Source organism: Vibrio halioticoli NBRC 102217 (assembly GCF_000496695.1).
Taxonomy (GTDB): domain Bacteria; phylum Pseudomonadota; class Gammaproteobacteria; order Enterobacterales; family Vibrionaceae; genus Vibrio; species Vibrio halioticoli.
In genome coordinates this window covers 46,654-70,900 of the sequence record NZ_BAUJ01000003.1, presented here as the reverse complement: position 1 = coordinate 70,900, position 24,247 = coordinate 46,654, and the positions used below count along the sequence as shown (strand labels likewise).

19 protein-coding genes are annotated in these 24,247 nt (G+C 38.7%); 7 read left to right on the top strand and 12 right to left on the bottom strand.

Features of this window, described 5'->3' with window-relative positions; genetic code table 11:
- Positions 1–29: 29 nt before the first annotated feature.
- From VHA01S_RS00490 to VHA01S_RS00480, 3 genes are all read right to left on the bottom strand, one after another.
- Positions 30–1,331 carry an MFS transporter gene (locus tag VHA01S_RS00490; protein WP_023402412.1) on the bottom strand — a complete coding sequence of 434 codons (1,302 nt, stop codon included), beginning with the start codon at positions 1,329–1,331 and terminating at the stop codon, positions 30–32.
- Between the two features lie 168 nt (positions 1,332–1,499).
- Positions 1,500–3,122 carry a dihydroxyacetone kinase subunit DhaK gene (locus tag VHA01S_RS00485; protein WP_023402411.1) on the bottom strand — a complete coding sequence of 541 codons (1,623 nt, stop codon included), beginning with the start codon at positions 3,120–3,122 and terminating at the stop codon, positions 1,500–1,502.
- A 53-nt stretch (positions 3,123–3,175) separates the two neighbouring features.
- Positions 3,176–4,264 (bottom strand): glycerol dehydrogenase, encoded by a 1,089-nt coding sequence (locus VHA01S_RS00480; RefSeq protein WP_023402410.1) that lies wholly within the window; start codon positions 4,262–4,264, stop codon positions 3,176–3,178.
- Between the two features lie 318 nt (positions 4,265–4,582).
- Here VHA01S_RS00480 and dhaK point away from each other — a divergent pair, with 318 nt between their 5' ends.
- On the top strand, positions 4,583–5,641 hold the full coding sequence (gene dhaK, locus VHA01S_RS00475) for a dihydroxyacetone kinase subunit DhaK (protein ID WP_023402409.1): 1,059 nt from the start codon (positions 4,583–4,585) through the stop codon (positions 5,639–5,641).
- A 15-nt stretch (positions 5,642–5,656) separates the two neighbouring features.
- Positions 5,657–6,292, top strand: coding sequence for a dihydroxyacetone kinase subunit DhaL (gene dhaL, locus VHA01S_RS00470; protein WP_023402408.1), 636 nt, complete (start codon positions 5,657–5,659; stop codon positions 6,290–6,292).
- Between the two features lie 61 nt (positions 6,293–6,353).
- On the opposite strand, the gene dhaR is transcribed toward dhaL, so the two are convergent.
- Positions 6,354–8,282 (bottom strand): dihydroxyacetone kinase operon transcriptional regulator DhaR, encoded by a 1,929-nt coding sequence (gene dhaR, locus VHA01S_RS00465; protein WP_023402407.1) that lies wholly within the window; start codon positions 8,280–8,282, stop codon positions 6,354–6,356.
- A 759-nt stretch (positions 8,283–9,041) separates the two neighbouring features.
- Between dhaR and VHA01S_RS00460 the strand changes: the two genes are divergently transcribed.
- Complete coding sequence (locus tag VHA01S_RS00460) at positions 9,042–10,616, top strand: BCCT family transporter (RefSeq protein ID WP_023402406.1); 1,575 nt, start codon at positions 9,042–9,044, stop codon at positions 10,614–10,616.
- Positions 10,617–10,675: 59 nt separating this feature from the next.
- Here the strand turns inward: VHA01S_RS00460 and VHA01S_RS00455 are convergent, their stop codons facing one another.
- Both VHA01S_RS00455 and VHA01S_RS00450 read right to left on the bottom strand, forming a co-directional pair.
- On the bottom strand, positions 10,676–11,842 hold the full coding sequence (locus tag VHA01S_RS00455) for a nucleotide sugar dehydrogenase (protein WP_021714260.1): 1,167 nt from the start codon (positions 11,840–11,842) through the stop codon (positions 10,676–10,678).
- A 15-nt stretch (positions 11,843–11,857) separates the two neighbouring features.
- A complete protein-coding gene (locus tag VHA01S_RS00450; RefSeq protein WP_039969891.1) occupies positions 11,858–12,994 on the bottom strand; it encodes an LPS O-antigen chain length determinant protein WzzB in 1,137 nt (378 codons plus the stop codon).
- A gap of 170 nt (positions 12,995–13,164) precedes the next feature.
- On the opposite strand from VHA01S_RS00450, the gene rfaD reads away from it, so the two are divergent.
- Genes rfaD through VHA01S_RS00430 form a run of 4 tightly spaced genes read left to right on the top strand, consistent with a single transcriptional unit; the run spans position 13,165 to position 17,355 of the window.
- Positions 13,165–14,106: an ADP-glyceromanno-heptose 6-epimerase gene (gene rfaD / locus VHA01S_RS00445; RefSeq protein ID WP_023402404.1), complete on the top strand. Its 942-nt coding sequence runs from the start codon at positions 13,165–13,167 to the stop codon at positions 14,104–14,106.
- Positions 14,107–14,118: 12 nt separating this feature from the next.
- Positions 14,119–15,075 (top strand): lauroyl-Kdo(2)-lipid IV(A) myristoyltransferase, encoded by a 957-nt coding sequence (gene lpxM / locus VHA01S_RS00440; protein WP_023402403.1) that lies wholly within the window; start codon positions 14,119–14,121, stop codon positions 15,073–15,075.
- On the top strand, positions 15,065–16,264 hold the full coding sequence (locus VHA01S_RS00435; protein ID WP_023402402.1) for an O-antigen ligase family protein: 1,200 nt from the start codon (positions 15,065–15,067) through the stop codon (positions 16,262–16,264). The genes lpxM and VHA01S_RS00435 overlap by 11 nt, the downstream gene beginning before the upstream one ends.
- The gene (locus VHA01S_RS00430; protein WP_023402401.1) at positions 16,261–17,355 is read left to right on the top strand and encodes a glycosyltransferase family 52; all 1,095 of its coding nucleotides are present in this window, start codon (positions 16,261–16,263) and stop codon (positions 17,353–17,355) included. Before VHA01S_RS00435 ends, VHA01S_RS00430 begins: the two co-directional genes overlap by 4 nt.
- On the opposite strand, the gene pseI is transcribed toward VHA01S_RS00430, so the two are convergent.
- From pseI to pseC, 6 genes are read right to left on the bottom strand one after another with little or no spacing between them, the layout of a single operon-like run.
- Entirely contained in the window at positions 17,337–18,383 is a 1,047-nt protein-coding gene (pseI, locus tag VHA01S_RS00425; protein WP_023402400.1) for a pseudaminic acid synthase, read from the bottom strand. The genes VHA01S_RS00430 and pseI overlap by 19 nt on opposite strands.
- Before the next feature lie 6 nt (positions 18,384–18,389).
- The gene (locus VHA01S_RS00420) at positions 18,390–19,091 is read right to left on the bottom strand and encodes a VOC family protein (RefSeq protein WP_023402399.1); all 702 of its coding nucleotides are present in this window, start codon (positions 19,089–19,091) and stop codon (positions 18,390–18,392) included.
- A 1-nt stretch (position 19,092) separates the two neighbouring features.
- Complete coding sequence (pseH, locus tag VHA01S_RS00415; protein ID WP_023402398.1) at positions 19,093–21,276, bottom strand: UDP-4-amino-4,6-dideoxy-N-acetyl-beta-L-altrosamine N-acetyltransferase; 2,184 nt, start codon at positions 21,274–21,276, stop codon at positions 19,093–19,095.
- The gene (gene pseG, locus VHA01S_RS00410) at positions 21,269–22,393 is read right to left on the bottom strand and encodes a UDP-2,4-diacetamido-2,4,6-trideoxy-beta-L-altropyranose hydrolase (protein WP_023402397.1); all 1,125 of its coding nucleotides are present in this window, start codon (positions 22,391–22,393) and stop codon (positions 21,269–21,271) included. The genes pseH and pseG overlap by 8 nt, the downstream gene beginning before the upstream one ends.
- Complete coding sequence (gene pseF / locus VHA01S_RS00405) at positions 22,393–23,082, bottom strand: pseudaminic acid cytidylyltransferase (protein ID WP_023402396.1); 690 nt, start codon at positions 23,080–23,082, stop codon at positions 22,393–22,395. The genes pseG and pseF overlap by 1 nt, the downstream gene beginning before the upstream one ends.
- On the bottom strand, positions 23,079–24,245 hold the full coding sequence (gene pseC, locus VHA01S_RS00400; RefSeq protein ID WP_023402395.1) for a UDP-4-amino-4,6-dideoxy-N-acetyl-beta-L-altrosamine transaminase: 1,167 nt from the start codon (positions 24,243–24,245) through the stop codon (positions 23,079–23,081). The genes pseF and pseC overlap by 4 nt, the downstream gene beginning before the upstream one ends.
- Positions 24,246–24,247: the final 2 nt, after the last annotated feature.

Below are 24,247 nucleotides of genomic sequence, written 5' to 3'. Positions count from 1 at the left end.
TGATACAACATAATGTTGCAATAAATAAATTAAGCGATGGCTTTCTCAGTCTTCACTAATATTTCTTTTTCTACGTTAGTTGATTTAGCATCTTCAGCTTTAGATAGTTTGTGGAATACAAGCGCTAAGATTGCACCGATAAGACCAATAATCATGGTTGCGATGAAATACGCTTTATAGCCGCCTTCATTACCATAAGTACTCCAAAGAACGCTGTTCATTTGAGGGATAAAGATATCTGGGAAATAACCAATTAAGCTCACACAACCAATTGCTGTACCGGTTAGAGTCGCGCTAATTTTAGCTTGTCCTAGTAATGACCAGTATGTACCGCGAATGATATAAGCAAAGAAGCCAGTTAGAAGCACTAGTGCACCAATGAGTGTTGCACTTGCTGAGCTAGAAATTAGCGCTAATGCTAGCAAGCTTAGACAGCCGCCGATCATGCCGATAAATACGGTAATTGCTTTGCCAATTTTGTCAGCTAGGTAACCACCGATGAAACCACCAAGTGGACGCATCCAAAGCACACCAACCATAGTTGAGCCTACAGCGACAGCATCAAAGCCTAGATTGGTTTGTAAGTGACCACCGTAATAGTAAGTTGCCCAAAACACTGAATAACCACAGAAAATAATCAAGCCATGGATGTATACAAATTTATTTTTAAGGATTTTACCTACATCTTTTAGTTTGAACCCTTCTTCTGTTTTTTCTACTTTTTCGTCATGAGTTTTAACAAAAATAGCCACTAAGATAGCAATCACTACTAGAGCAATCGAATACATATAGATAACTGAAGTCAATGCAGTCGCTTTACTAGTAATCTCTGTGCTACCAGCTAGCGTGGCAGAGAATAATGCTAATGCGATACTACCTAGGGCTGCTTCAACTAAGCCTCGACCGCCGTCTAAAATACCGAAGAATCGCCCTTCCTCTTCTGGAGTAGATAGCATCTTAGTTAGCTTCATATGTGCAGACCAGAAAGTCAGTACAGAGAAGATACCCCATACAACAAAGCAACCGACTACACCATTAAAATCTGGTACTTGAGCAAACCAAAAACCACCAACTGCAGTACCTAGCAAGCTAACAACTAATAATCCCTTCGCACTAAATTTGTCACTTAATACGCCACTAGGGAAATAACCTGCAATAAATACTAAACCCAGAATGGAATAAATATTATTTAAATCGGTTACACTCATTTGGAAGACTTCTAAAATAGTCTCTTGATATTGCGCCTTTAAATATACTAGGGGGAATACCGCTCCAGCTGCGAGTATGACTAACGCAAACTGGAAATATCTTGCGAGATTTTCTTTTTTCATTTTAATTTCCTCGGTGGACCAGGGTCCCTCAATAAGTCAGAAGACTACTGATAAGGACCTGATTCCATATTTCACGTTTATATTTTTTAATACGTGCTATCCACTAAGTTACTGACTATCTGTGTAGGGTAATTCAAATCAGCAACTCTATTCGTGAGATATCCTTGATTAAAATTGATTGAATACAGTTTCTACCGCAAAGGCACCTGGATCTTTGGTTCCTGACAAGCTGTCGCTATTTAGATAAGACGAACGGCCTGCTTTTGCATTTGTCATCTTAGCTGTCGCTTCTGCACCCGCTTTTGCCGCAGCAATTGCCTGTACAAAGCCTTGCTCAGCCCAAGCTTCAAGTGCAGGGTGAAGTGCATCAATCATGGTGCGGTCGCCAGGTTTTGCGCCACCATAAGCCATCATTTGAGCTAAGCCTGCTTGTAATGCTTTAGGTAAAGAGCCATTCAAGTCATAGTCACGACCCGAGGCAGTGAATAAAATAGAAAGTAATACACCTGAAGAGCCACCCATTACTGTGGTCAAGCAGTTAGCAATAGTTGTAAGTAACTTTGCTTTGTCTTGCAGTGGTAGGTTGTTGGCTTCAAGCTCGGCAAGGATCTTACGTGCACCAGCGGCAAACGTAGAACCTGTATCACCATCACCTACAATTGAATCCAAGTGGTTAAGCTCACCTTCGATCTCAATGATCGACTGGCACACTTTGCTTAGAACCAAAGCAGTTTCTTGATCGTGTGAAGGTTCAAAGACATTCTTCGCCACTTGATCTTCGCATGCAGTAATAGGCAATTCACGACGAGCAACAACGCCTGGCCATGCAGCGGTTTCAACGCCAAACTCAAGTGCTTTCGCAATCTCTTCAGTCAATTGAATGGTGGAAATAGAGAAGCCTTTCATATCTATTGCTGTCATCAAAGGACCACTAACAATAAATTTTGCTCTTGAGCCTAGCTCTGATTCCATCAATTCTTTGGCTACGATATTCATCTCAATAGGAGATAGGCCACCAAGGTTATTCAATAGCAGTGCATTCTCTTCGACTGGCTTAGCAGCAACTAGCTTAGCGACCATAGTAGACACAAGATCTTTAGCTGCTGGCAGATCAATCGTTTCGATACCAGGTTCACCATGAATACCAAGACCTAGCTCAGCTTTACCTAAAGCAATACGATCGTTAGTTTCGCCAGGTAAAGAACAGCTTGTTAATGCAACACCAATAGAGGCAATTTTATCGTGAGCATCAATAGCAGCTTGTTTTACCTCTTCTAATGAGCCACCGTTTTCAGCAACATAACCTGCGACTTTTTGTACAAACAAAGTCCCTGCGATACCACGTGGTTGAGGATTGCTTGGGATAGAAATGTCATCACCCACCACAATCAAATCTACCTTGCGACCCATCTCTTTTGCTTTTTCAACAGCCAAGCCAAAGTTTAAACGGTCACCGGTATAGTTTTTGATAATAACCAAGCAACCCGCGTCGCCAGTAACATGCAAAATAGCATTTAATACTGCATCCACACTTGGAGCCGCAAATAGATCGCCACATACCGCAGCAGTCAACATACCTTTACCAACAAAACCAGCATGTGCAGGCTCATGGCCAGAGCCACCGCCACAAATTAATGCAACTTTGTCTTTATTCCAGTCGTTACGAGCAACAATTTTAATATCATTGTTGAAATCTAATAAGGTTAGATTCTCTTTTGACCCGGTATAAAGGCTACCGAGAATAGAATCAATAACGATCGATTCTTTTTTATTTAAAATAAGATCAGACATATTTATCTCTTTATAAGATTTAAGTGTTTTATTTACTTATAAATAATTAAGGTTTATTTATTTAAACCTATTTGGTGTGCAGTCAATAATGCTGCATAGACTGAATCTTCAGTTACAGGGAACGGCATATTGTGAATAGTTTCACCTTCTGCAGTTGAGCCTTGAGCAACTTCACGTAGTTTATCGTGGTTAATTTCAGTAACACCCATGTCAAATAGATTGGTAGGCAAGCCGACGCTACGACAGAAGTCGAGTACGGTATCAATTTCTTCTTGCGCTGCATTTTCCAGAACTAATTGAACTAAAGTACCAAATGCTACTTTTTCACCATGGTAAAGGTGGTGACACTCTTCAAGTTTAGTTAGACCGTTGTGGATAGCGTGTGCACCCGCAAGACCACTACTTTCAAAGCCAATACCACTTAAGTAAGTGTTTGCTTCGATGACGTTTTCTAGCGCTTTAGTACTGACGCCATTTTCCGCCGCTATTTTAGCTTTTACACCGTCTTCAAGAATGGTTTCGTAACACAATTTAGCTAACACTTGAGCTGAACGTGTTGGTGCACCACCTGCCATTGTTGCTTTACCTGAAGTCATGTTGGCACGTGCTTCAAAGTAAGTAGATAAAGCATCCCCCATACCAGCAACCAATAAGCGAACTGGCGCTTTAGCGATGACCGCGGTATCCATGATGACCATGTTCGGGTTTTGCGGGAACATTAGGTATTCACTGAACTCACCCTCTGGGGTATAGATAACAGCAAGTGCACTAGTAGGGGCATCCGTAGAGGCGATAGTAGGAACAACCACCACTGGAATTTTAGAGTAGAAAGCAACAGCTTTAGCTGTATCTAAGGTTTTACCACCACCGATACCAACAATAACGTCGTTCTTTTGAGTCGCAACAATATCAAGCACACGTTCAATTTCTTTACGAGAACATTCGCCGTTAAACAATTCCATAGTAACTGGGGTATTTTCGGCTGCGAAGCTACCTTTTACTTTTTCACCTACTAAGCCAGTGACAAACTCATCGGCAATTGCTATAGGGTTTTGACCTAGAGTCAATACGTAGCTTGCGATAGACTCAATTGCATTTTCACCTTGAACATATTTACTTGGGCTAATAATTATTTTATCCATTTTCTTGACCTTTCGTTTTTGTCTTCTTTAAACGTTGGAATCATCTTATTAAATGAATATAGAAAACCTGAAGAAATTATTGTTCATTTCAAGTTGAACTATGACACTCATATCAAATAGCATCAAATAAAGTAATCGTTAAAAGTGAAAGCAATATCAGCGTCACACTTACTATTAAATACTTAAAAATACGTTTCAAACTGAAACGTCGATGCAAAAATGAACGTTTCAAAATGAATCAAATAGAAAAAATTGATACTCAATATTGAGTGTTTTATTATTGTCTAAGCCCTACTAATAATAGCTTTAAAAAAGATAATGAAAAAAATAATAAATAACATAGAACACATTGTGCTAGAGCAAACAAAAGGTCTTATCGCATCACGACCAAGCCTCAAGATGAATAATAACCCTTGTTATGTCTGGCACGAGTCATCTCCCAATCAAGTGGCCTTGGTTTCTGGTGGTGCCTCTGGTCACGAACCTCTACATACAGGCTTTGTGGGTAAAGGTATGATCACTGGAGCCTGTCCAGGAGAGATCTTTACTCGTGCAACCCCAGATCAAGCCTACGAATGCGCTAGCCAAGTAAAAACAGAACAAGGTGTTCTATTCTTTATCAAGAATTACATTGGCGACATAATGAACTTTGAGCTTGCAGTAGAGTTACTGCATGCTGATGGTGTAAAAGTGGGCTCTGTACTTATTGATGATGATATAGCCGTTAAACGTAGCTTATACACCACAGGTCGTCGCGGAGTCACAGGGACGGTTTTAGTGGAGAAAATTGTCGGTGCTGCAGCGGCTAAAGGCTACACTCTTGAGCAATGCGAGGAACTAGGTCGCCGAGTTAATAATCACTGTCGAACTATCAGCGTAGCGCTGAAATCTTGTATCGTTCCTGCCGCTAGACAAGCCTCTTTTGAACTTGCAGATAATGAAGTTGAATTTGGTGTCGGTATTCACGGCGAGCCTGGCATTGAGCGCATCGAATATCACAATGCAAATGATTTAATCACACGCATGTTTCTGGCTTTAAAAGAGGATAATGAATACACTCGCACCTTACGCACTTGGGATCGTGAAGAAGGTAAGTGGAACGAAATAGAATCCTCTATTGATACTTTCTGTGAAGGAGACGATTACATCGCTATCGTCAATGGACTTGGCGGAACTCCGGTATCTGAGCTTTATATCGCCTACAATCAACTTTGGAAGTGTTGCCAAAACTCCAACTATCATATTGTACGAAATATGGTAGGTAACTATTGTACAGGCCTTGATATGGAAGGTCTCTCCATTACCTTACTCAAAGCAGACCCAGAGATGGTTGAACTGTTTGATGCCCCTGTCGATACTGCCGCAATCAAGTGGTAATGCAAGGACAATAAAATGCTGATCGAGAAACAACATATTGTACAGTGGCTTGCACATTGCGCGAAAAACTTACAACAAGAACAAGAATTTCTAACCGATCTGGATCGTGACATAGGTGATGCTGATCATGGGGCACACCTCAATCGCGGTTTTACCATCATAGCGCAAAATCTACCCAAAGTTGAAAGGCAGAATATAGCCACTATTTTAAAAAACGTTGGTGTGACTCTTCTCTACAATGTTGGAGGTGCAAGCGGACCCTTATATAGCACCTTGTTTCTGCGTACAGCTGAAGCGATTGGTACGCGAGAACAGCTCTCTTTTGAAGAGCTTATTGATTCATTGAAGCAAGGGGTTGATGGCGTCATTTTGCGTGGTAAAGCTAAGGCTGGTGAAAAAACCATGTGTGATGTTTGGATACCCACGATAGAAACAGCCAAGCTTAGTATTGCCTCGGGAGCTGATATCCATTCCCTATTAGATGAACTAGTAACGACCGCAGAGAAAAGCGCAGTCGCAACCATTGAGATGCAAGCAAGCAAAGGCATCGCAAGACATTTAGGGCAGCAAAGTATTGGTCACCAAGATCCAGGTGCGACCTCTTCAGCAATAATAATTAAAGCGCTTGTTCAAGCTTTGAAGGGCAACTAAAGCTCTTTTATTACTTTCTTTTTTAAGGCTAGGGAATACTAAGGCTCCCCCCACTTACAACCTAGCCGACCTCTACCAACTCTTCTAATTGATACTTTTTAACCTTACGCCAAAGAGTGGTACGACTAATATCTAATGCATGAGCCATATCTTGCATTTTACCGTCGAACACCTTCCATGACTGAATAATGGCCTGCTTTTCTAATTCTTCTAAGGTCAAAATGGACATTTTAGGTGGCTTATCTTGCAGAGAATAACGCTTAAACTCATCAGGAACATCCTCCAAAGTGACTTTATTACTGCCTCGATTTAATAAAATTTGCTCAATGATATTGCTCAGCTGCGGGTTATTCCCCGGCCAACTATACGCATTTAATATATCCAACACTTCACTATCCAGTTCAATCGTCACTTTGTGAGTGTATTCATAGTTTTCAATAAGACTAAAGATAATCTGCTCAATGTCTTCTTGGCGCTTTCTTAATGGCGGTATGTGCAATTGATTAGGCGAGATCTCATAATACAGTTGTCGAGCAAACGCACCCTTAGCAACCAACTCACTCATATCGGCGGTCGTACTGGTAATCAACTGAAAATTCACGCTGACTAAGCGCTGGCTATCACTACGACTAATATGACCCGTTTTAAGTAATTTTAAAATAACACCTTGTAGCTCAATACCAAGATAATCTAGATTCTCTATGTACAGCGTTCCATTTTGTGCCAGTTCAAATTTCGATACTTGCCCCTCCCCTCCATCAAAACCTAGAGCATCTCGAATTAACTGATAAGGATTGGTAGAGCGGCAATTTAAGGTAACAAATGGGCCTGAGCTGTATTCACTTTCATTATGAATAGCCAACGCCAAATCAGCTTTACCGACCCCTTCCTCTCCTGTAATTAAAATAGGTAATTGAGTTTTGATTGCTCTGCGCGCAACTTTGATCAAATGTTGCATTTTCTTAGAAGAATTAGGGAGCTTATCTAAGGTACAACTGACTTCGTGGTTTTCTTTGATCTGACTTAATACACCCAATTTATCTATCGGATGAAGAAATAACAGATGAGTAGAGTCGGACGTACAACGATAGGTAATGATCGCTTCAATGAAACGTCCGTTGAGTTCAAACGTTGTTTGCTTCTGACGAAGTGTTTCACGTTTTTGAATACAATCAACAATGCTCGGTGCAAAGCGAATTACATTAAACACTTCTCTATCGAGCATATCATTGCTATGCACATCCAGTAACTTTTCGGCTTGGCTACTGATATAAGAAATCGTATTTTCACTGTCCCAAGAAATAATACCATCTTCCATATAATCCAGAGCAACAGTGTGCGCAGACTGAAGACGATTCATATTTTCTTGTTCACTTTGGATATACAGTTGCAAGCTCACTTCTTTAGCACAAGAAGAAACTACAGCAAGGTTTTCGGTATGATAATCTTCAGCATATCGCACCATCATTACCGTGCCACGTAATTTGCCATAGATATCAATAATAGGAGCGGCGGCGGCAGCAATATCATGCAGATCACGTTTAAAATGATCGCCAGCATAAACCAAGCTTGGCATATTGGTATCCATCGCAAAACTCACTGCATTGGTACCAATTTTATCTTCACTAAGAAAGCATCCCACCTTAATGCCCAAGCTTTCCATTTTGAACTCAAGTTCGTGATGCCCAATGGTAAACATGACACATCCATTATCATCGGTGACCAATAGCAATAGCTTCTCATCACGAAGCAGATCGTAAGTGTCTTCAACTACAGTAATGGCGCAGTTAATCACGCGCTCAGTATGGCGCCTCAAAGATGCAAGCGTAAAGCCTGATGCAATATGAGGTTTAGACCAGTTATAAGCACTCATCTGTTTTACACAGCGCTGCCAAGACTGGAAAACTGGCGACAATGAAAACTCAGGGGAAACCCATTGATGCTTTTGGAAAAAATCCCAACGAGTTTTACTCTCTTCGATACAAAGCATATGCTAAATAGAACAATTGATAATTGCCGTATTATAATCTCTCATGGTCTGACTTATTGAAGTCTCTATCACATTAACTCAACCGACGTTCAAAATTGAACATGACCTAGTCAATAAACAACATAATCTTATAGATCTATTACTACCCTTAGCTCCAACAATAAAAAATACAAATATAATTTTATTTAAATCAACAACTTAAATAAAAATGCTTGTTATTACTTAACCGTTTTTTCCTATTAAAATTGTTGCTTCAACAGTAAAAATTCAATCCTTAACGCCTCTTTTTTATGCTGACAATTTCAAATTGAAACTTATTACCCATAAATGGTGTTTCATTTTGCAACGCCATATCGCGAATAATGCCTAAAAGGTGATCAAGTTAAACATTTTAATTCGTTACCTATATTTTAAATCCAAACTTTGACTGAGGCTTCAAAGTTTAGATTTAAATACAGATTGATCACTTCCTTCTTCGAACGAACCTCTCATAAAATTAATCTTAGATTTAGCACAGAGAGTTCTGTTTCATAATTAAACATACTGCATCAAATAGATACTTAGTTAGAAGCGTAAGACATGAACAACATAACTCATTAAAAATTATGTAATTTACAACAACTCACAATTATCAAATAGCTCCTCTTAATTTTATAGGAATAAAATCAGATAGGACCTTATTGTTAATTTACTATGTACATCATGGTAACTTTATAAAGAGCAATTGATGATTGGTTATCAAAAATAACAGGTTATCTAATGAATAATTCATTGCGGTATAAGGTATTTCTTCCTCCTCTAATCTTGTTAATCTTTGCTGTTATTGCAAGTTTTATCGATCTATCGGCTTTCTTAAGCGTGACGACAGCAATCAACAATTGGATACTAAACTCTTTTGATTGGCTATTTTCTCTTGGTGCATTCTTCATGGTAGTCACTACTATCATTGTGTTCATGTCACCTTTAGGACGAGTTAAAATTGGTGGGAAAGATGCGAAACCATTACTGAATAAGTGGCGCTGGGGTTCGATCACCATATGCACAACAACGGCAGCAGGCATGCTATTTTGGGCAACGGCAGAACCTCTTTATCATCTGCACACCCCACCAGAATCACTGAATTTGGTCGCAGGTAGTTCAGAAGCCGCTGACTTTGCTTTATCTACTATGTATATGCATTGGTCGATCACACCATTCACTATTTATGCAATTCCAGCCCTTGCATTTGCCCTGGCGTTTTATAACTTAAGTCACCGTTTTTCTATTAGCGCAGCCTTACAGCCTATATTGGGTAGATACCTATCAAAAAACGTTGGCGGTGCCGTTGATTCTATTTCGATGTTTGCACTCGTCGCAGGTATGGCTTCTTCATTAGGCACAGGGGCTCTTGTGCTTTCCAATGGCATCACCGATATTACAGGCCTTCCTAGCAACGCATTTCTACTTGGCGGTGTTATTGTCAGCATTGTTGTTAGCTTTGTTGCATCATCTGTATCCGGTTTACACAAAGGGATTGCTCGCTTATCTTCAATTAATACGCTTATATTCTCTATCATTGCCCTCACCGCACTGAGCTTTGGACCAACACAGGAAATATTTACCCACGGTATACAGGCTCTTAAAGATTATCTATCTGAATTTGTTATACGTAGTTTCTCTTTAGAACTAGCGCAAAATGATAATTGGTCAAAAAGTTGGACTGTCTTCTATTGGGCTAATTGGATGGCTTGGGCTCCCGTCGTGTCCTTATTCCTTGGAAAAATCGCACGAGGACACTCAGTAAGAGCGTTCTTAACCGTAAATATTATTATTCCCGCAAGCTTCTCTTTACTATGGATGGCGATCTTCTCTGGCATGATTTTAAATCTAGATATTGCGAGCAACGGTGCTTATTACGATATGCTCAATCAAAGTGGCCCTGGTGCGGTGATATATGGCTTACTTCACCACCTTCCTGCTTCAGGAATTTTAATCGGAATGTTCGTATTTATTGCTTTTCTTGCCTATGTCACGGCAGCTGACTCAAACACAGAGGCAATCTCTTCTCTTTGTATTGATGAGAGTAATCAATTTCAAGAAGCCGAGAACACTAAGATTAAAGCAAAATTAAAAATCATATGGGGAAGCGTCATCGCTATTGTAGCTTGGGTGATGACTGCATTTTCTGGAGTGGACGGTATTAAAATGATGTCAAATCTAGGCGGGTTTCCAGCACTGTTTGTGGTGATCGCAATGACTATTGCACTTTGGGTTTGGATAGTAAGAAGCTACAAAGGCGTATTTTCCACAGACAAACTTCAGCACAAGCATCAACATGATAAATTGGCATTGTAATTAATATTAGGCCCTGCAAAAGCAGGGCCTAATTATTAGCTTTTAGGATACAAAGCCGATTAATCGCTACCAAATAAATCGCGAGTATAAACTTTCTCGGCTACGTCCTTGATCTCTTCAACCATACGGTTAGACACAATCACATCAGACACCGCTTTAAACTCTTCTAGGTCGCGAATATTGCGTGAGTTAAAGAAGTGCTCTTCTTGCAGCACAGGTTCATACACAACCACTTCAATCCCTTTGGCTTTCAAGCGTTTCATGATGCCTTGAATAGAAGAAGCACGGAAGTTATCAGAACCTGCTTTCATGATAAGACGGTAAATCCCAACAATCTTAGGGCTACGCTTAATGATGGAATCGGCAATAAAATCTTTACGAGTACGGTTAGCATCAACGATCGCGCCAATAATATTGTTTGGCACTTCCTGATAGTTTGCTAGTAACTGCTTAGTATCTTTAGGTAAGCAATAACCGCCGTAACCAAAAGAAGGGTTATTGTAGTGATTACCAATGCGTGGGTCTAAGCCTACACCTTCAATGATTTGACGAGAATCTAGACCAATAGCTTCAGCGTAAGAATCCAACTCATTAAAGTAAGCAACACGCAGTGCTAAATACGTATTAGAAAATAGCTTAACAGCTTCTGCTTCTGTTGAATCAGTAAACAAAACATCGATATTTTCTTTTTGTGCACCTTCAACCAATAAGCCAGCAAAGGTTTCAGCACGTTCACTGCGCTCACCAACGATAATACGAGATGGGTACAGGTTATCGTACAAAGCTCGACCTTCACGCAGAAATTCTGGTGAGAAGATGATATTGTCACAGCCAAACTCTTGCTTAATGCGAGCAGTATAGCCAACTGGAACTGTTGACTTAATCACCATGACCGCTTGTGGGTTAATCGCCATTACATCTTTAATGACCGCTTCTACTGACGAAGTATTGAAATAATTCGTTTGCGGGTCGTAATCAGTTGGCGTTGCAATCACGACAAACTTAGCGTCTTTGTATGCCAGTTCTTTATCCAAAGTCGCCACAAAATTCAGCTCTTTCTCGGCAAGAAACTGTTCTATCTCTACATCTGCAATTGGAGATTTTTTCTTGTTTAACAGCTCAACCTTCTCAGGAATGATATCCACTGCAACCACTTCATTGTGCTGCGCTAGCAACACTGAGTTCGACAAGCCTACGTAGCCTGTTCCTGCGATAGCTATTTTCATGCTTTTTCTCTTAAATTAATTATCTTCTTTGCGGCCAAAGGCAAAACGAACTAGAACAATACCCACACCAAACATACCGCCAAATAGAACACCTAATACAGCGATGAGTGCTCGTTTAGGCGCATCACGATTAATCGGCTGCTCTACATCTTGAATAAAACGATATGATTTAAAGTTTATATTGTCATCAATAGACAACTTACTCATCAAGTCCAATTTGGCATCGATCTGTTGCAACCTTGGCTCAATCACGGCTAAGTTTTTAACGCTCTCCAAAGCCGTTATTTTAGCTTTGATCGCTTTTGCCCCTAAGTTTATGGCAAACAATTCTTTATCACCTAGATTCTGCACAGGAGAGTTCACTGATGCCGCTTTAGCAATGTCATAAGCATATTTAGCTCGTTGCAATTCAACACTTAAAACCTGTTTGGCTTGAGACTCTAAAATGGTTTTTTGTTGTTGCAACTGCACTTGTTTAGCATCTAATGTCGCTTGTAAGTTTCTAAATGCATCGGCTTTTACTTTCTTTTCGATCATTGCGACATAATCATTCAGCAGCTTATAGCTGTCTAATTGAGTCGTTGCTTGCAATGACAAACTGTATTCATCACGACGTCCCTTTTCTGCAGGTGATGCCGAGATTTTTTGATACCACTCACTATAAAGACGTCTTTGTTGTGCGTCTGTATCCGCATCGGCGTCTTGCTCAAGTTGATTTTTAAACGCCAAAAACGTTTCATTATTATCAAAAAAAGTCTTCTTGTTGGCGGTGGCATTAAATGAACGAACAAACTGCGCAAAAATCTGACTTGGATTGACTAAGTTGTCCAACTCCTTACTAACGCGCACAGTACCGTCATCTTGATAAGTATCAAAAATCGGCTGGAAGGATTTTACTTGTTGGCGATAAATCGCAAAATCATTGACTTGAGGCTCGACAATTCTCGCTTTAGAACTCCACCACTCTTGCGCATTCAGTGCATACACGACAGCTACGCAAGCAAAGATAAAGGTAGAAATAATAATTAGAAACTTGCCCTTCCAGAGCGCTACAAACAAATCACGAAGATCGATTTCATCATCTTGGTAATAAGCATCCATTGCAGGCTGCTGATTGGATGATGTCGGGTGGTTAGATTGATTCAAGTTCATTCCTCTATAACTTTATCTTATCGTTTCTACGGGAGTAATAATCAACATCAATAAACTAGGCTATTGATCATCTACATTGAATTTAAGTTTCTCATAAATCGAGCTTTAATTCCCTAGATTTTAGTTCCTTGTTATACTCAGGAATAGTTGAATTTGAAGGAAAATACAAAATGATCATAGTAACCGGTGGTGCTGGAATGATTGGCAGCAATATTGTGAAGGCCCTAAACGATAGAGGCATAAACGATATTTTGGTTGTTGATAACCTGAAGAATGGCAAAAAGTTTGTCAATCTGGTTGATCTTGATATCACTGACTATATGGATCGAGATGATTTTCTAACTCAGATTATGGCCGGCGACGATTTTGGCCCTATCGATGCGGTCTTCCATGAAGGTGCTTGCTCAGCAACTACCGAATGGGACGGCAAGTATATGATGTTGAATAACTATGAGTATTCAAAAGAGCTACTTCACTACTGCCTAGAGCGACAAATCCCATTTTTATACGCTTCATCAGCGGCTACCTATGGCGAAACCGACACCTTTATCGAAGAAAAACAATATGAAGGTGCATTAAATGTATACGGTTACTCAAAACAACAGTTTGATAACTATGTACGTAGACTCGTTGCAGATGCCAAAGCACATAATGAAACCCTGTCGCAAATCACTGGCTTCCGATATTTCAATGTCTACGGCCCTAGAGAGCAACATAAAGGCTCAATGGCCTCTGTTGCCTTTCATTTGAACAATCAATTAAATGCTGGCGAAAATCCAAAGCTGTTTGCCGGTAGCGAACACTTTAAACGCGATTTTGTTTATGTCGGCGATGTAGCTGCAGTAAACCTTTGGTTCTTAGAAAATGAGGTGTCTGGTATCTTTAACTTAGGTACAGGTAATGCAGAATCTTTTGATGAAGTGGCAAAAGCCGTCATCAAACACCATCAAAAAGGACAAATTGAAACTATTCCTTTTCCAGAACACTTAAAAGGTGCATATCAGGAATATACCCAAGCCGATCTAACCAAGCTAAGAGCGACAGGTTGCAACCACACCTTTAAATCAGTAGCCCAAGGCGTTGCTGAGTATCTAGATATCATTAATAAGTAGTTGCGAAGAACAATGAAAGAAACTCGTAATGATTTTGATCCCAAAGCCTATAACCCAGAGTTTAAATGGTCTTTTCTTGCGCCTAAATTCTGGACGACCTGGCTAGGGATTCTATTTTCTATTCCATTTAGCTTTTTACCTATTGCACTGCATCGCAAGTTAGCTTCGTATGCGGCTAAAAAGATTAGTGCAAAAACGCGTGGGCAAGCACAAAGAGCAAGAGTTAATCTTAGCTATTGCTATCCAGACATGCCTAGCAGCAAAAGAGAACAAATTATCTCTAAGATGCTGACTACTGCAGGAACGTATTTAATGCGCTTTCCATTACTAACATTGCGCAGCCGAAATTGGCTAGACCGCAATACAGTCGTTAATGGTATAGAGCATTTCACTAAGCTAAAAGAAGCCGAGCAAAATGTCATTTTCTTGGTTCCTCACACTTGGTCTGTTGATGTATTCGCAATGCTACTTGCATCAAAAGGGTACCCTATGTGTACCATGGTCAAGAGCCAAAAAAATCAGCTTAGCGAATGGGCAATGTCTAAGCAGCGCAAGCATTATGGCGGTCGCCTTTATGAACGTTCTGGAGGCATAAAACCTTTCATCAAAGCCATCAATGATGGCTATACTGGCTATTTTTTACCTGACCAAGATCATGGCCCAGATAAAAGTGTCTTTGTTGATTTTTGTGCCACAACCAAAGCAACGCTTCCTGTCATGGGGTTCTTAGCTAAAGCCACAAAATCTAAAGTCGTCCCGCTATGGACTGAATTTAATGCTGAAACTGGTAAATTTGAAATTGACGTATACCCTGCCCTAGAAAACTTCCCCACAACTTCACCGGAAGGGGATGCTTTGGCGATGAATAAGTTTATTGAACAGTGTTGCGAAGATAAGCCAGAGCAATATATGTGGAATTTGAAGTTGTTAGCAACAAGAGAAGATAAAAGTAACTTATATGCAAACTAAGATAAATTATGAGCAAATTAAAACTTTTTTCTATTGTTTACCACTATATTGGGCTATCTCTGGGTTATTTCTAGTAGACAGCGGTGACAAGAAACTTGTTGTACTAATCCTTTTAACCATACCATTTAAATTAATCAGTTATTTTAAAGGTGACAAAAATTTAAATATAGATATATTGGGTATTTCATTAATTATATTTTCTTTTATTTCATGTTATATCTACACAACAAAAGGTTATAGTTCATCAGAAATAAGAACCGTTTTAAGCTTAACCTTCTTTTATATCTTTATTTTTAATAAATCAAACATAATAAACCATAGAATAATGTCATGCGTTTTGTTTATAACAGCCTCTATTTCTGTTTACAACACATATGACTTTGTATTCTTATCCGATATAGGACGAGGATATTGGTATATAAATGCAATTCCTTATGCTAATCAACTATCAATGCTTTTGATGTTTGCCTTATTTAACTTCACTAAAGATACAACTAAAACAAGATATCTATCGCTATTATCTAGTGGGCTATTTTTATGTTCAATATTCATTAGTGATACAAGAGGGGCATGGGTTTCATTATTCCTATGCTCCATTATTGCCATGATTATATTCAGAAAAAGTTTAATTAAAGACAAATTACTACTATCTACTATAATTATATCGACAATGATTATACTATTGGCAACTAAAAATAATATATCAGAGAGACTAGAACAGACTAAAACTGAAATTAGTGCTATCTCCAAAGATAATTTAAACACATCTCTTGGAATAAGAATTCAACTATGGTCTCTTGGCTTGAAATTTATTAAAGAAGATTTTTCACTTACTGGTTATGGCCAAAAAGGGCATCTTAATAAGATAAAACAACTCAAAAAGCATGGCAAAATTAAGGGTAGACTAGCTAGGTTTGATAGTAAAAACTTTCACAATGATTTTATTGATAGAACTGTCAAATATGGTTTATTTGGACTATCCTCCTTAATATTTTTCATTGTTTTCCCTCTAAAGTTAGGATTTAAAAGTAAAGATATTGAAGTAAAGGCATTACTCATAATAACACCGTTATATATGATATCTGCTTGCATGTCATATATTTCCTTCTCATATAGTACTAATTTAGCGACTTATCTCATAATCATAATGATTGCCACCATAATAAATCGAGAATCCAATAGGATATGAATTTATATATATGCTCTACTCTTCGTCATGTAATATTTAGTATAAGTAAAGCAATTAATGACAAAGAACCAACAAAGATAATTTATTTTTTCGACTACCAAAAAGTAAAGCCTTCGACGTTTGATCAAAGTACACTACCCAATAATATTGAGTTAGTTCTATTATCGAGAAAGCTATTAACCAAACATTTACGAGAAAATTTTCTAGGTAAAATAACTTACGTTTTTGCTCAATGGGGATTAACTTTACCTAAATCAATAAGACACAGGTTAAGTACTCAACTACACACTTTTAATCCTAAACTATACCTATCATCTCAAGATATTAACCTATTTCTATTTAATAATAGAAATAAAATGTCTCGAATTTTTAGTTGCTTAGTAAGCAACTACAGAATAATAGAAGACGGAATGGGAAATTATCTGGATCTTCCAGTTAAAAAAAGTAAGTACATACTGAGATTACTACAAGGAAAGAGTATAAAATACTGGAATTTTGGTGAAGAAAAAAAGTGTATTCAAATATTAGTTCTTTACCCTAATCGCCTTCATCCAAAAATTAGAAAAAAAGGTCATAAAATAACATTTCTTGATACTGAAGAAGGTAATAACGCAATTTTATCTTTATTTTCAGTAGCAACATCAGACATTCCAGAAATAATTATAGCTACGCAACCTTTTTCACCTTCTATTACAAAAAAGTTAAAGTGTAAAAATATTGAAGAATATTTCTGCATGAATTTAGTAAACTATTGCGTAGAAAATGGTATTTCTCATGCCTTAAAGGTTCACCCGAGAGAGAGAAAAGAAAAATATAGCTCATACTTATCTTCAAACAAGATATTGAATGAAAAATTACCTTTAGAGGTATTCTTGCTTGGGAACAAATATAAACCAATAGTACTATCGTTAAATTCAACAGCTGGTGTTGGTTTTGAAGAGTATTGTGAACGAGTCACCCTTGTTGATGATGACTCTACATTAGATTCAATTGCAGAAAACTTAGCTTTATGGGAGAAAAAACCTGAGCTATTAAATAATCAACTATCAGAGAAGCTATCTCCCTATTTAACTCACTCGTTACGTAAATAGTGAGAAAATGCTAGAGGCGTACCAAATTTCAGATCTTCTGTCGCTTCTGCTCCTAAAACTTCATCTAAAAATTTAGGTAAAATACCATTCCCTGGGCGAATAGAACGGATGTGCTCATGAGTAAAAATTTCGCCCTTTAGAATATCCTTTACAACGTATAATGAGCGACGGTGCACCTTTGTTTTTGCCTCAACTTCTGTACTCACAAAGTTTGGCTTACCAATCGCATCAAAGGCCATTGTACAGCTTTCCACTAGAAGTTTTAGTTCCTCTTTTTCCAAAGAAAAAGCAGAATCAGGTCCACCATCTGCCCGCGCAAGTGTGAAGTGTTTTTCAATAACACATGCACCTAAGGCTACAGCAGCAACAGACACACCAACCCCCATAGTATGATCAGAAAGGCCAACCTCACAATCGTAAGCTTCTCTCATTATCGCCATAGTAGATATATTAGCTTGATCTGCCGGTGTAGGATAACCACTGGTACAATGAAGTAAGATAAGGTCTTTTGCTCCAGCTCCTCGAGCTGCTAATACGGCTTCTTCAATCTCGCCAAGATTAGCATTGCCCGTTGACATAATCATAGGCTTACCGGTAGCTGCCACTTTTCGGATTAGTGGCAAATCAATTAATTCGAATGAGGCAATTTTATAAGCAGGAGCACCTAGCCCTTCAAGAAAATCTACAGCGGTATGATCAAATGGCGAACTAAAGATTGTAATGCCAAGTTTAGCTGCTTCTTCAAATAAAGTTTTGTGCCAATCCCAAGGTGTATGAGCTTGCTCATATAAATCATAAAGCCTCGAACCATCCCACAGACCCCCTCGAATCATAAATTCTTCACTATCATGATCTATGGTTATAGTATCCGCAGTATATGTTTGTAACTTTACTGCATCAGCCCCAGCGTCTTTTGCCGCTTTAATCAATTCAATAGCTCTATTGATATCACCATTATGATTACCAGACATTTCTGCAATGATGTATGGCTTGTGACCTTTACCTATTTCTCTATTTGCTATTTTCATATATTTCTACTTGCCAACTAAATACGCATCAATCTTTTGCAACGAGTTTAACTCACCCATTACATCAGCTGGAATACTAATTTCAAATCGTTTTTCGATTTCCATAATAAACATTAGGTGCTTGAACGAATCCCATTCGGGGTTATCTTTCATATTAATCGCAGAAAAATCAGATGCTGATGCATCTACAATATCTCGATAGATACCAAACAAATCACTATTAGATTTAAGTTCATTCTGTTGCGCTTTAGATACATCCGTAGCACAGTGTATTGAAGGGGGATATGCTTCCAATAACTCAAATAAACCATGCACTGGATGAACTAAGAATACTACCCGACGACCATCGAATGCACCATCAGCCCTAGGCTCTACTACTAATTTAGCACCGAAATCTTTCTCTGCAACTTGTATAGCATTGTCTAAGTCAGCAACTGCATAGCATAGATGGTACGCCCCCCCTCCAGACTGTAAGTGATTCAGAATAGGCGACTCTGAACCCAAGGGAGACAAGATTTCTACAACTCCCATACCATTTAGCTCAACAAAAGCATAGTTGACTTGTTGTGCAGGGTTCTCACCAGGTCCGCGCAAAAGCTTAGAACCAGGAATAGAAAGAAAGTCATTTAACGTGGCAACAAGATCTCTTGTTGTCACCGCGTAATGATCAACATGTATTACACCCAATGCAGAAAACATAGGATTCATATTAATTTACCCACTTTAATTTCATTATTTCAGATTCTGGTAATTGTGTTTGGCTATCAAATTCAAAGCACCAGTCATCAGCCACTTTTGTGAATCCATTTTGTTCAAAAAGGTTGCTAACAGGCATATTTTTAGGAGTTGGAATATATCGCCCTAGCACCTTACCTACGCCGGACTCTTGTGCTTTATTTAAAAGACTAGAGAGTAGCGTATGCTCGATATCCCTACCCATGACCCTGCACGACATTACGAAATTATCTATGACCCACTGTGTACGTTCTTTATGCACAACTATGGCAGCAACTCCTTCATATTCAGAAGAATATTTATCCTTAGACTTGATATGTAATACCATCACATCAGGAGAATCCTTCCACAGGTTCAATTGTTCTTTGTTATAACGAATGGTTGTCGTATTAAATTGATTTGTTTTGTTAAATAATTGGAATGTACGTTCGAAATTTTTTACATCTAAAGATTCAATACGGATAGTCATTTCCAAATTTTTCAGAAATTCAATTCTATCTGCAAAGCTAATTTGAGCTTTTTGAATACCAACCCTCTTTTTATATAGCTCAGCTCTGCGCTTATCAGACTCGCTAATGTTGGCAAGCGTCAACTCCGGCAGCCTACTAATAAACTGATACCACTCAGAAGGATCTTCTGGTAACTCAGGAACAAAGACTCCTGGTGCATTTCTGCGCACTTCTTCTCGTTCAATAGGGTTGTCATCAATAAAACATAAAGAACTTAAACCTAAATTCAATTCTTCAGCTAGCTCATGGATGTTTTGCGATTTAGCTCTCCAATTGATTCTCCATGATACAAAATCACCCTCCCTCAATCGCATTTCAGGGTGCTCTTTAATAGCTTGCATAGCAATAGATTCGGTATTTTTACTGCAAATAGTCAATAAAATCCCTCTCTGTTTTAATGCTAAAAATAACGATTGCAGCTCTTTGTAAATATTACCCGGGTAATCACCACCGAGAGATACCCCCTCTATACCATCATCACCAATAACCCCTTTCCATAAGGTGTTATCTAGATCTAGTACCAGAGCTCTAGCCGATAGTGATTGGTTAGCGAATATCGAACCTATAATCATTTGAGCATAACGCTCTAGGCAGGTTAATGAGAAAGGCAACCTTGCCATATACCAATATTTATTAGCGAAGGATTGCCCGACATTCTTCAATAGTTGAGCATAAGGCAGTACCTCTACCGTATTGGTGTTTTTTAAATCATAAAGGGTACGATTCCAATCCGAAACCAACCGATTTAATCGTGAGTCGCCTTGTTGCTCTTCCAAAGAGTATGGGAAACCTTTTTGAATAGAAAAATCGGCGACGAAGACTTTATTACCTCGTTTAACAATTTGCTCAATAAAGGCCAAATATGCCATAACTCGATGCTCGGTTTCTAATAGGGCATCCTCAATAGGAAGGGTGTAGATGTCAGAAAAAAAGTCTTCAATTCGTTCGATAAATACATAGCAACTACTTGAATTATTTAAACTTATTTTATCAGTGTCTAAGAGATCCAACTGATACCGCCCGAACTCTGTTTTCTGAACCTTATATGGGAACTGGGGATATTTGCCACTTTCTTTAATCAAGGTATCAGTTAAGAAGTCCGTATTATGAGACGCAAACAAATAGAGCTCTGGACGAACATCAGGTTTATTATGTGAATGTTCGTATTTCATATAAATTACATTTTTATCAGTTTGTGTCGCACTATTGGGAAGTTCACATTCCTTAAAGCCTAGCTTCTCATGCAGTTTCCATGCTAATTGGTTGCTTTTTAGCGATTCACAATATAGTTCAAAAACATGCAACTTCTCATCTGAATATTTGATCACTTCTTGTTCAAGTTGAAGCCAAATAGCCGTCTTCTCACTCTGTTCTAGAGTGGCATTATCTAGGTAAAAGCCCCACCAAGCTGAAGCCTTAACCTGATTCCAAGCATAAATCGTAATAATTCCGACTGGTGTATCGTTTCTTTCAAAAATCAGAAGTTGTCGTTCTTCCATCTGCATAGTTTTATCCCACCAAGCTGAATGTTCAGCTGTCGAGATTAGATGATCAGTCAACATAACAGCACGCACATCAGGGTGGTTACGCCACTTTAATACCATCAATTTATCTTTATCTTCCGCAAGGCGAATTTTATAACTATGCATCAACCATATCTTCCAAAATTTTACACACTCTCTCGACTCCTACACCATCAACTAGGCCCGCACACTTACTAGATTGTTCCGTCAGCAGGCTAGGTTCCCTTAAACACTTTTCATAAATAGCTCGATAACTTTCTTCTGTGATTTCCTGATGCTTACCCAAATAGAAATGCCCTCCAATTTGGTGTAAATCTTTTGCTACTTGTTCTTGATTGTCAGCAACGGAGCACACTATTCCAGGTAAAGCCATTACACATCTTTCCCAAGTAGTCGCACCTACCGCACCAACATATAGATATGCCTTGGAAAAGAAATCCGTCATATTGCTAACTTGAATATATAAAGTGACTCGGTCTAAATGAAGATCACAATATTTTTTCACAGCAGCTTTGTGAGGGTTATTCATACCGATAATGACATCGAAATGATCGCTACTGTCAGCTTTAAGTAAGCCTTTTAGTGCTTTAAGGGTTTCATTTGCAATGTCGATCCCTCCAAAAAACAACACAACTCGTTTTTCTTCTCTTCTTAATTTATATGTTCGTAGCCTCTTTCTAGCTAATGAGAATTCGTCTCTTAACAGAGCGAAACTTGGGCCACATAACAACTTGGTATCGTTATCGATATAATGGGAGTAACGAGATTCTCCGAGCAGGTAGTAATTCTGGTCTAGCACTACATCCGCAGACAAATCTCTATCAGCCAAGTCATCTATTTGAAGAATATTCTTCGATAATGAAGATAATGATTCATGCCACTTCTTTTCAATAGCGTAGTTGTCCACTACAATCCAATCAAATCGTTCTAAATTGAAATGCTTTATTAATTTTTCAACAGCATGAAATGATTCATCTATTTCATGTTGATAGGGAACCTCTAGCCATGTTGCATGCGCACAATGTGCTGGCCAGTCGTTCAGGTTCTCTTCTATTTCTGGTTTGCTTAATTCAATGCATAAGTACTTAGTTTTAATCAACTCAAATAAATTACCCTGCAATTCACGAGCAATAAAATAGACCTTATGCCCTAGCATAGTTAACTTGTCTGCTAACGTAAGCATTCTATAGGTATGCCCAGTACCCATTTTTAATGAAGCATCTACACGAATTGCAACATGCATCAAGAATTCATTGCCTTAAAAAGAGTAAGAGCAAAATCCCAATCTTCGGGTGTATCAAGATCTACAACTCGTTTTCTTTGAATAGGAAAAGCTATCGCCCTATCAGAAAACATAGGTATACGTCTTTTAAAAGCATCAGGCTTACCCCAATAAAACTGAGCCGCATCATGATACCCCGCCTCTAGATCCTGTGAACGAGTATTGAAATGTTCTGGTTGAAACATACTCACACGCTTCCTCGAATCCAGCTTTACCCCTCTTTGAATAGGAAATGGGAATTCACATACAGGGAAGCAATAGTCAGCATTTTCTTGATGCGTAAAGATACTATGACAAGCATTTATATCCTCAGAGGATATAAATGGTGCTGTAGCATATATGCAGCAAATTGTGTCTATAGACTCTCCATTCATTTCATACCAGTCAATAGCATGCTCAAGCACATCTGCAGTTGTTGCATAATCATCTGAAATATCACTAGGTCTCAAAAAAGGCACTTCAGCTCCATGCTTCTTTGCTACATCAGCTATTTCAAGATCATCAGTAGAAACTATTACCTTATCAAAACACCCTGACTCTAAAGCTGCTTCAATGGAATAGGCTATAATTGGCTTGCCTGCAAATTCCTTTATATTTTTCCTTGGAATTCGTTTACTACCACCACGAGCAGGTATTACGGCTATTTTCATAACTTTCTTTCCAGAATATCTCTCAACAATGTCACTATATATACTTGCTGTTCTGCACTAAGGTTGGGGAACATTGGCAAAGAGATAGCTTCTCGATAATATTGTTCAGATTCAGGAAACATCCCCTCAGAGAACCCCATTTTTGAGTAATAAGGCTGTAGATGGATTGGAATATAATGTAGATTCACTCCAACCCCATTATCTCTAAGTGCATCAAATACCTGTTTATGTGTTAAATTAATTTCTTCCAATTTAAGTCTAATGACATAAAGATGTAGACCAGAATAGGTATCCTCTAATTGGAATGGACATTTTAAAGGTAAGCCTTCAAGAAGACGGTTATAGTTATTGGCCAAAACGTGACGTTTTGAAACAAACTCTTCCAATCTAGACATTTGGGATACACCCAGAGCTGCCTGTAACTCAGTCATTCTATAGTTGAAACCCAAATCAACTTGCTGATAATACCAAGAACCATGACTAGGACTTTCCATCAACGATTCATCACGTGTAATACCATGACTTCTAAATAAGGCCATTTTTTCAGCTAAGAGCTCATCATTAGTAAGAGCGGCTCCACCCTCAGCGGTCGTTACTATCTTAACTGGGTGAAAACTGAAAATTGTAATATCAGAAAACTCACAGCAACCAATTGGCTGAGATTTATATTTCCCACCAATCGCATGAGATGCATCTTCAATAACTCGAAAACCATATTCTTTTGATAGTTTCCAGATGGCTTCCATATCGCAAGATTGTCCACATAAGTGCACAGGGACCACCACTTTTGGCAATCTCCCTTGCTTTTTCGCCAATTTGAGTTTTTTCTCAAGTTGTATTGGGCACATGTTGTACGTCTTTGGATTAATATCAACAAAATCCACTTTTGCACCACAATATAAACCACAATTTGCTGAAGCCACAAAAGTGATAGGAGATGTCCAAAGCCAATCTCCTTCACCCAACTCCAAAGCCAAGCAAGCAATATGCAAAGCCGAAGTCGCACTATTAACCGCTAAAGCATACTTCGAGTGAGTAAATTGAGTTAATGCACTCTCAAAGGCTGGAACCTTCGGTCCTTGAGTCAAAAAGTCAGACTTAAGCACCTCTATTACATGATTTATATCTTCTTGAGAGATATCCTGTTTACCATATGGAATCATCC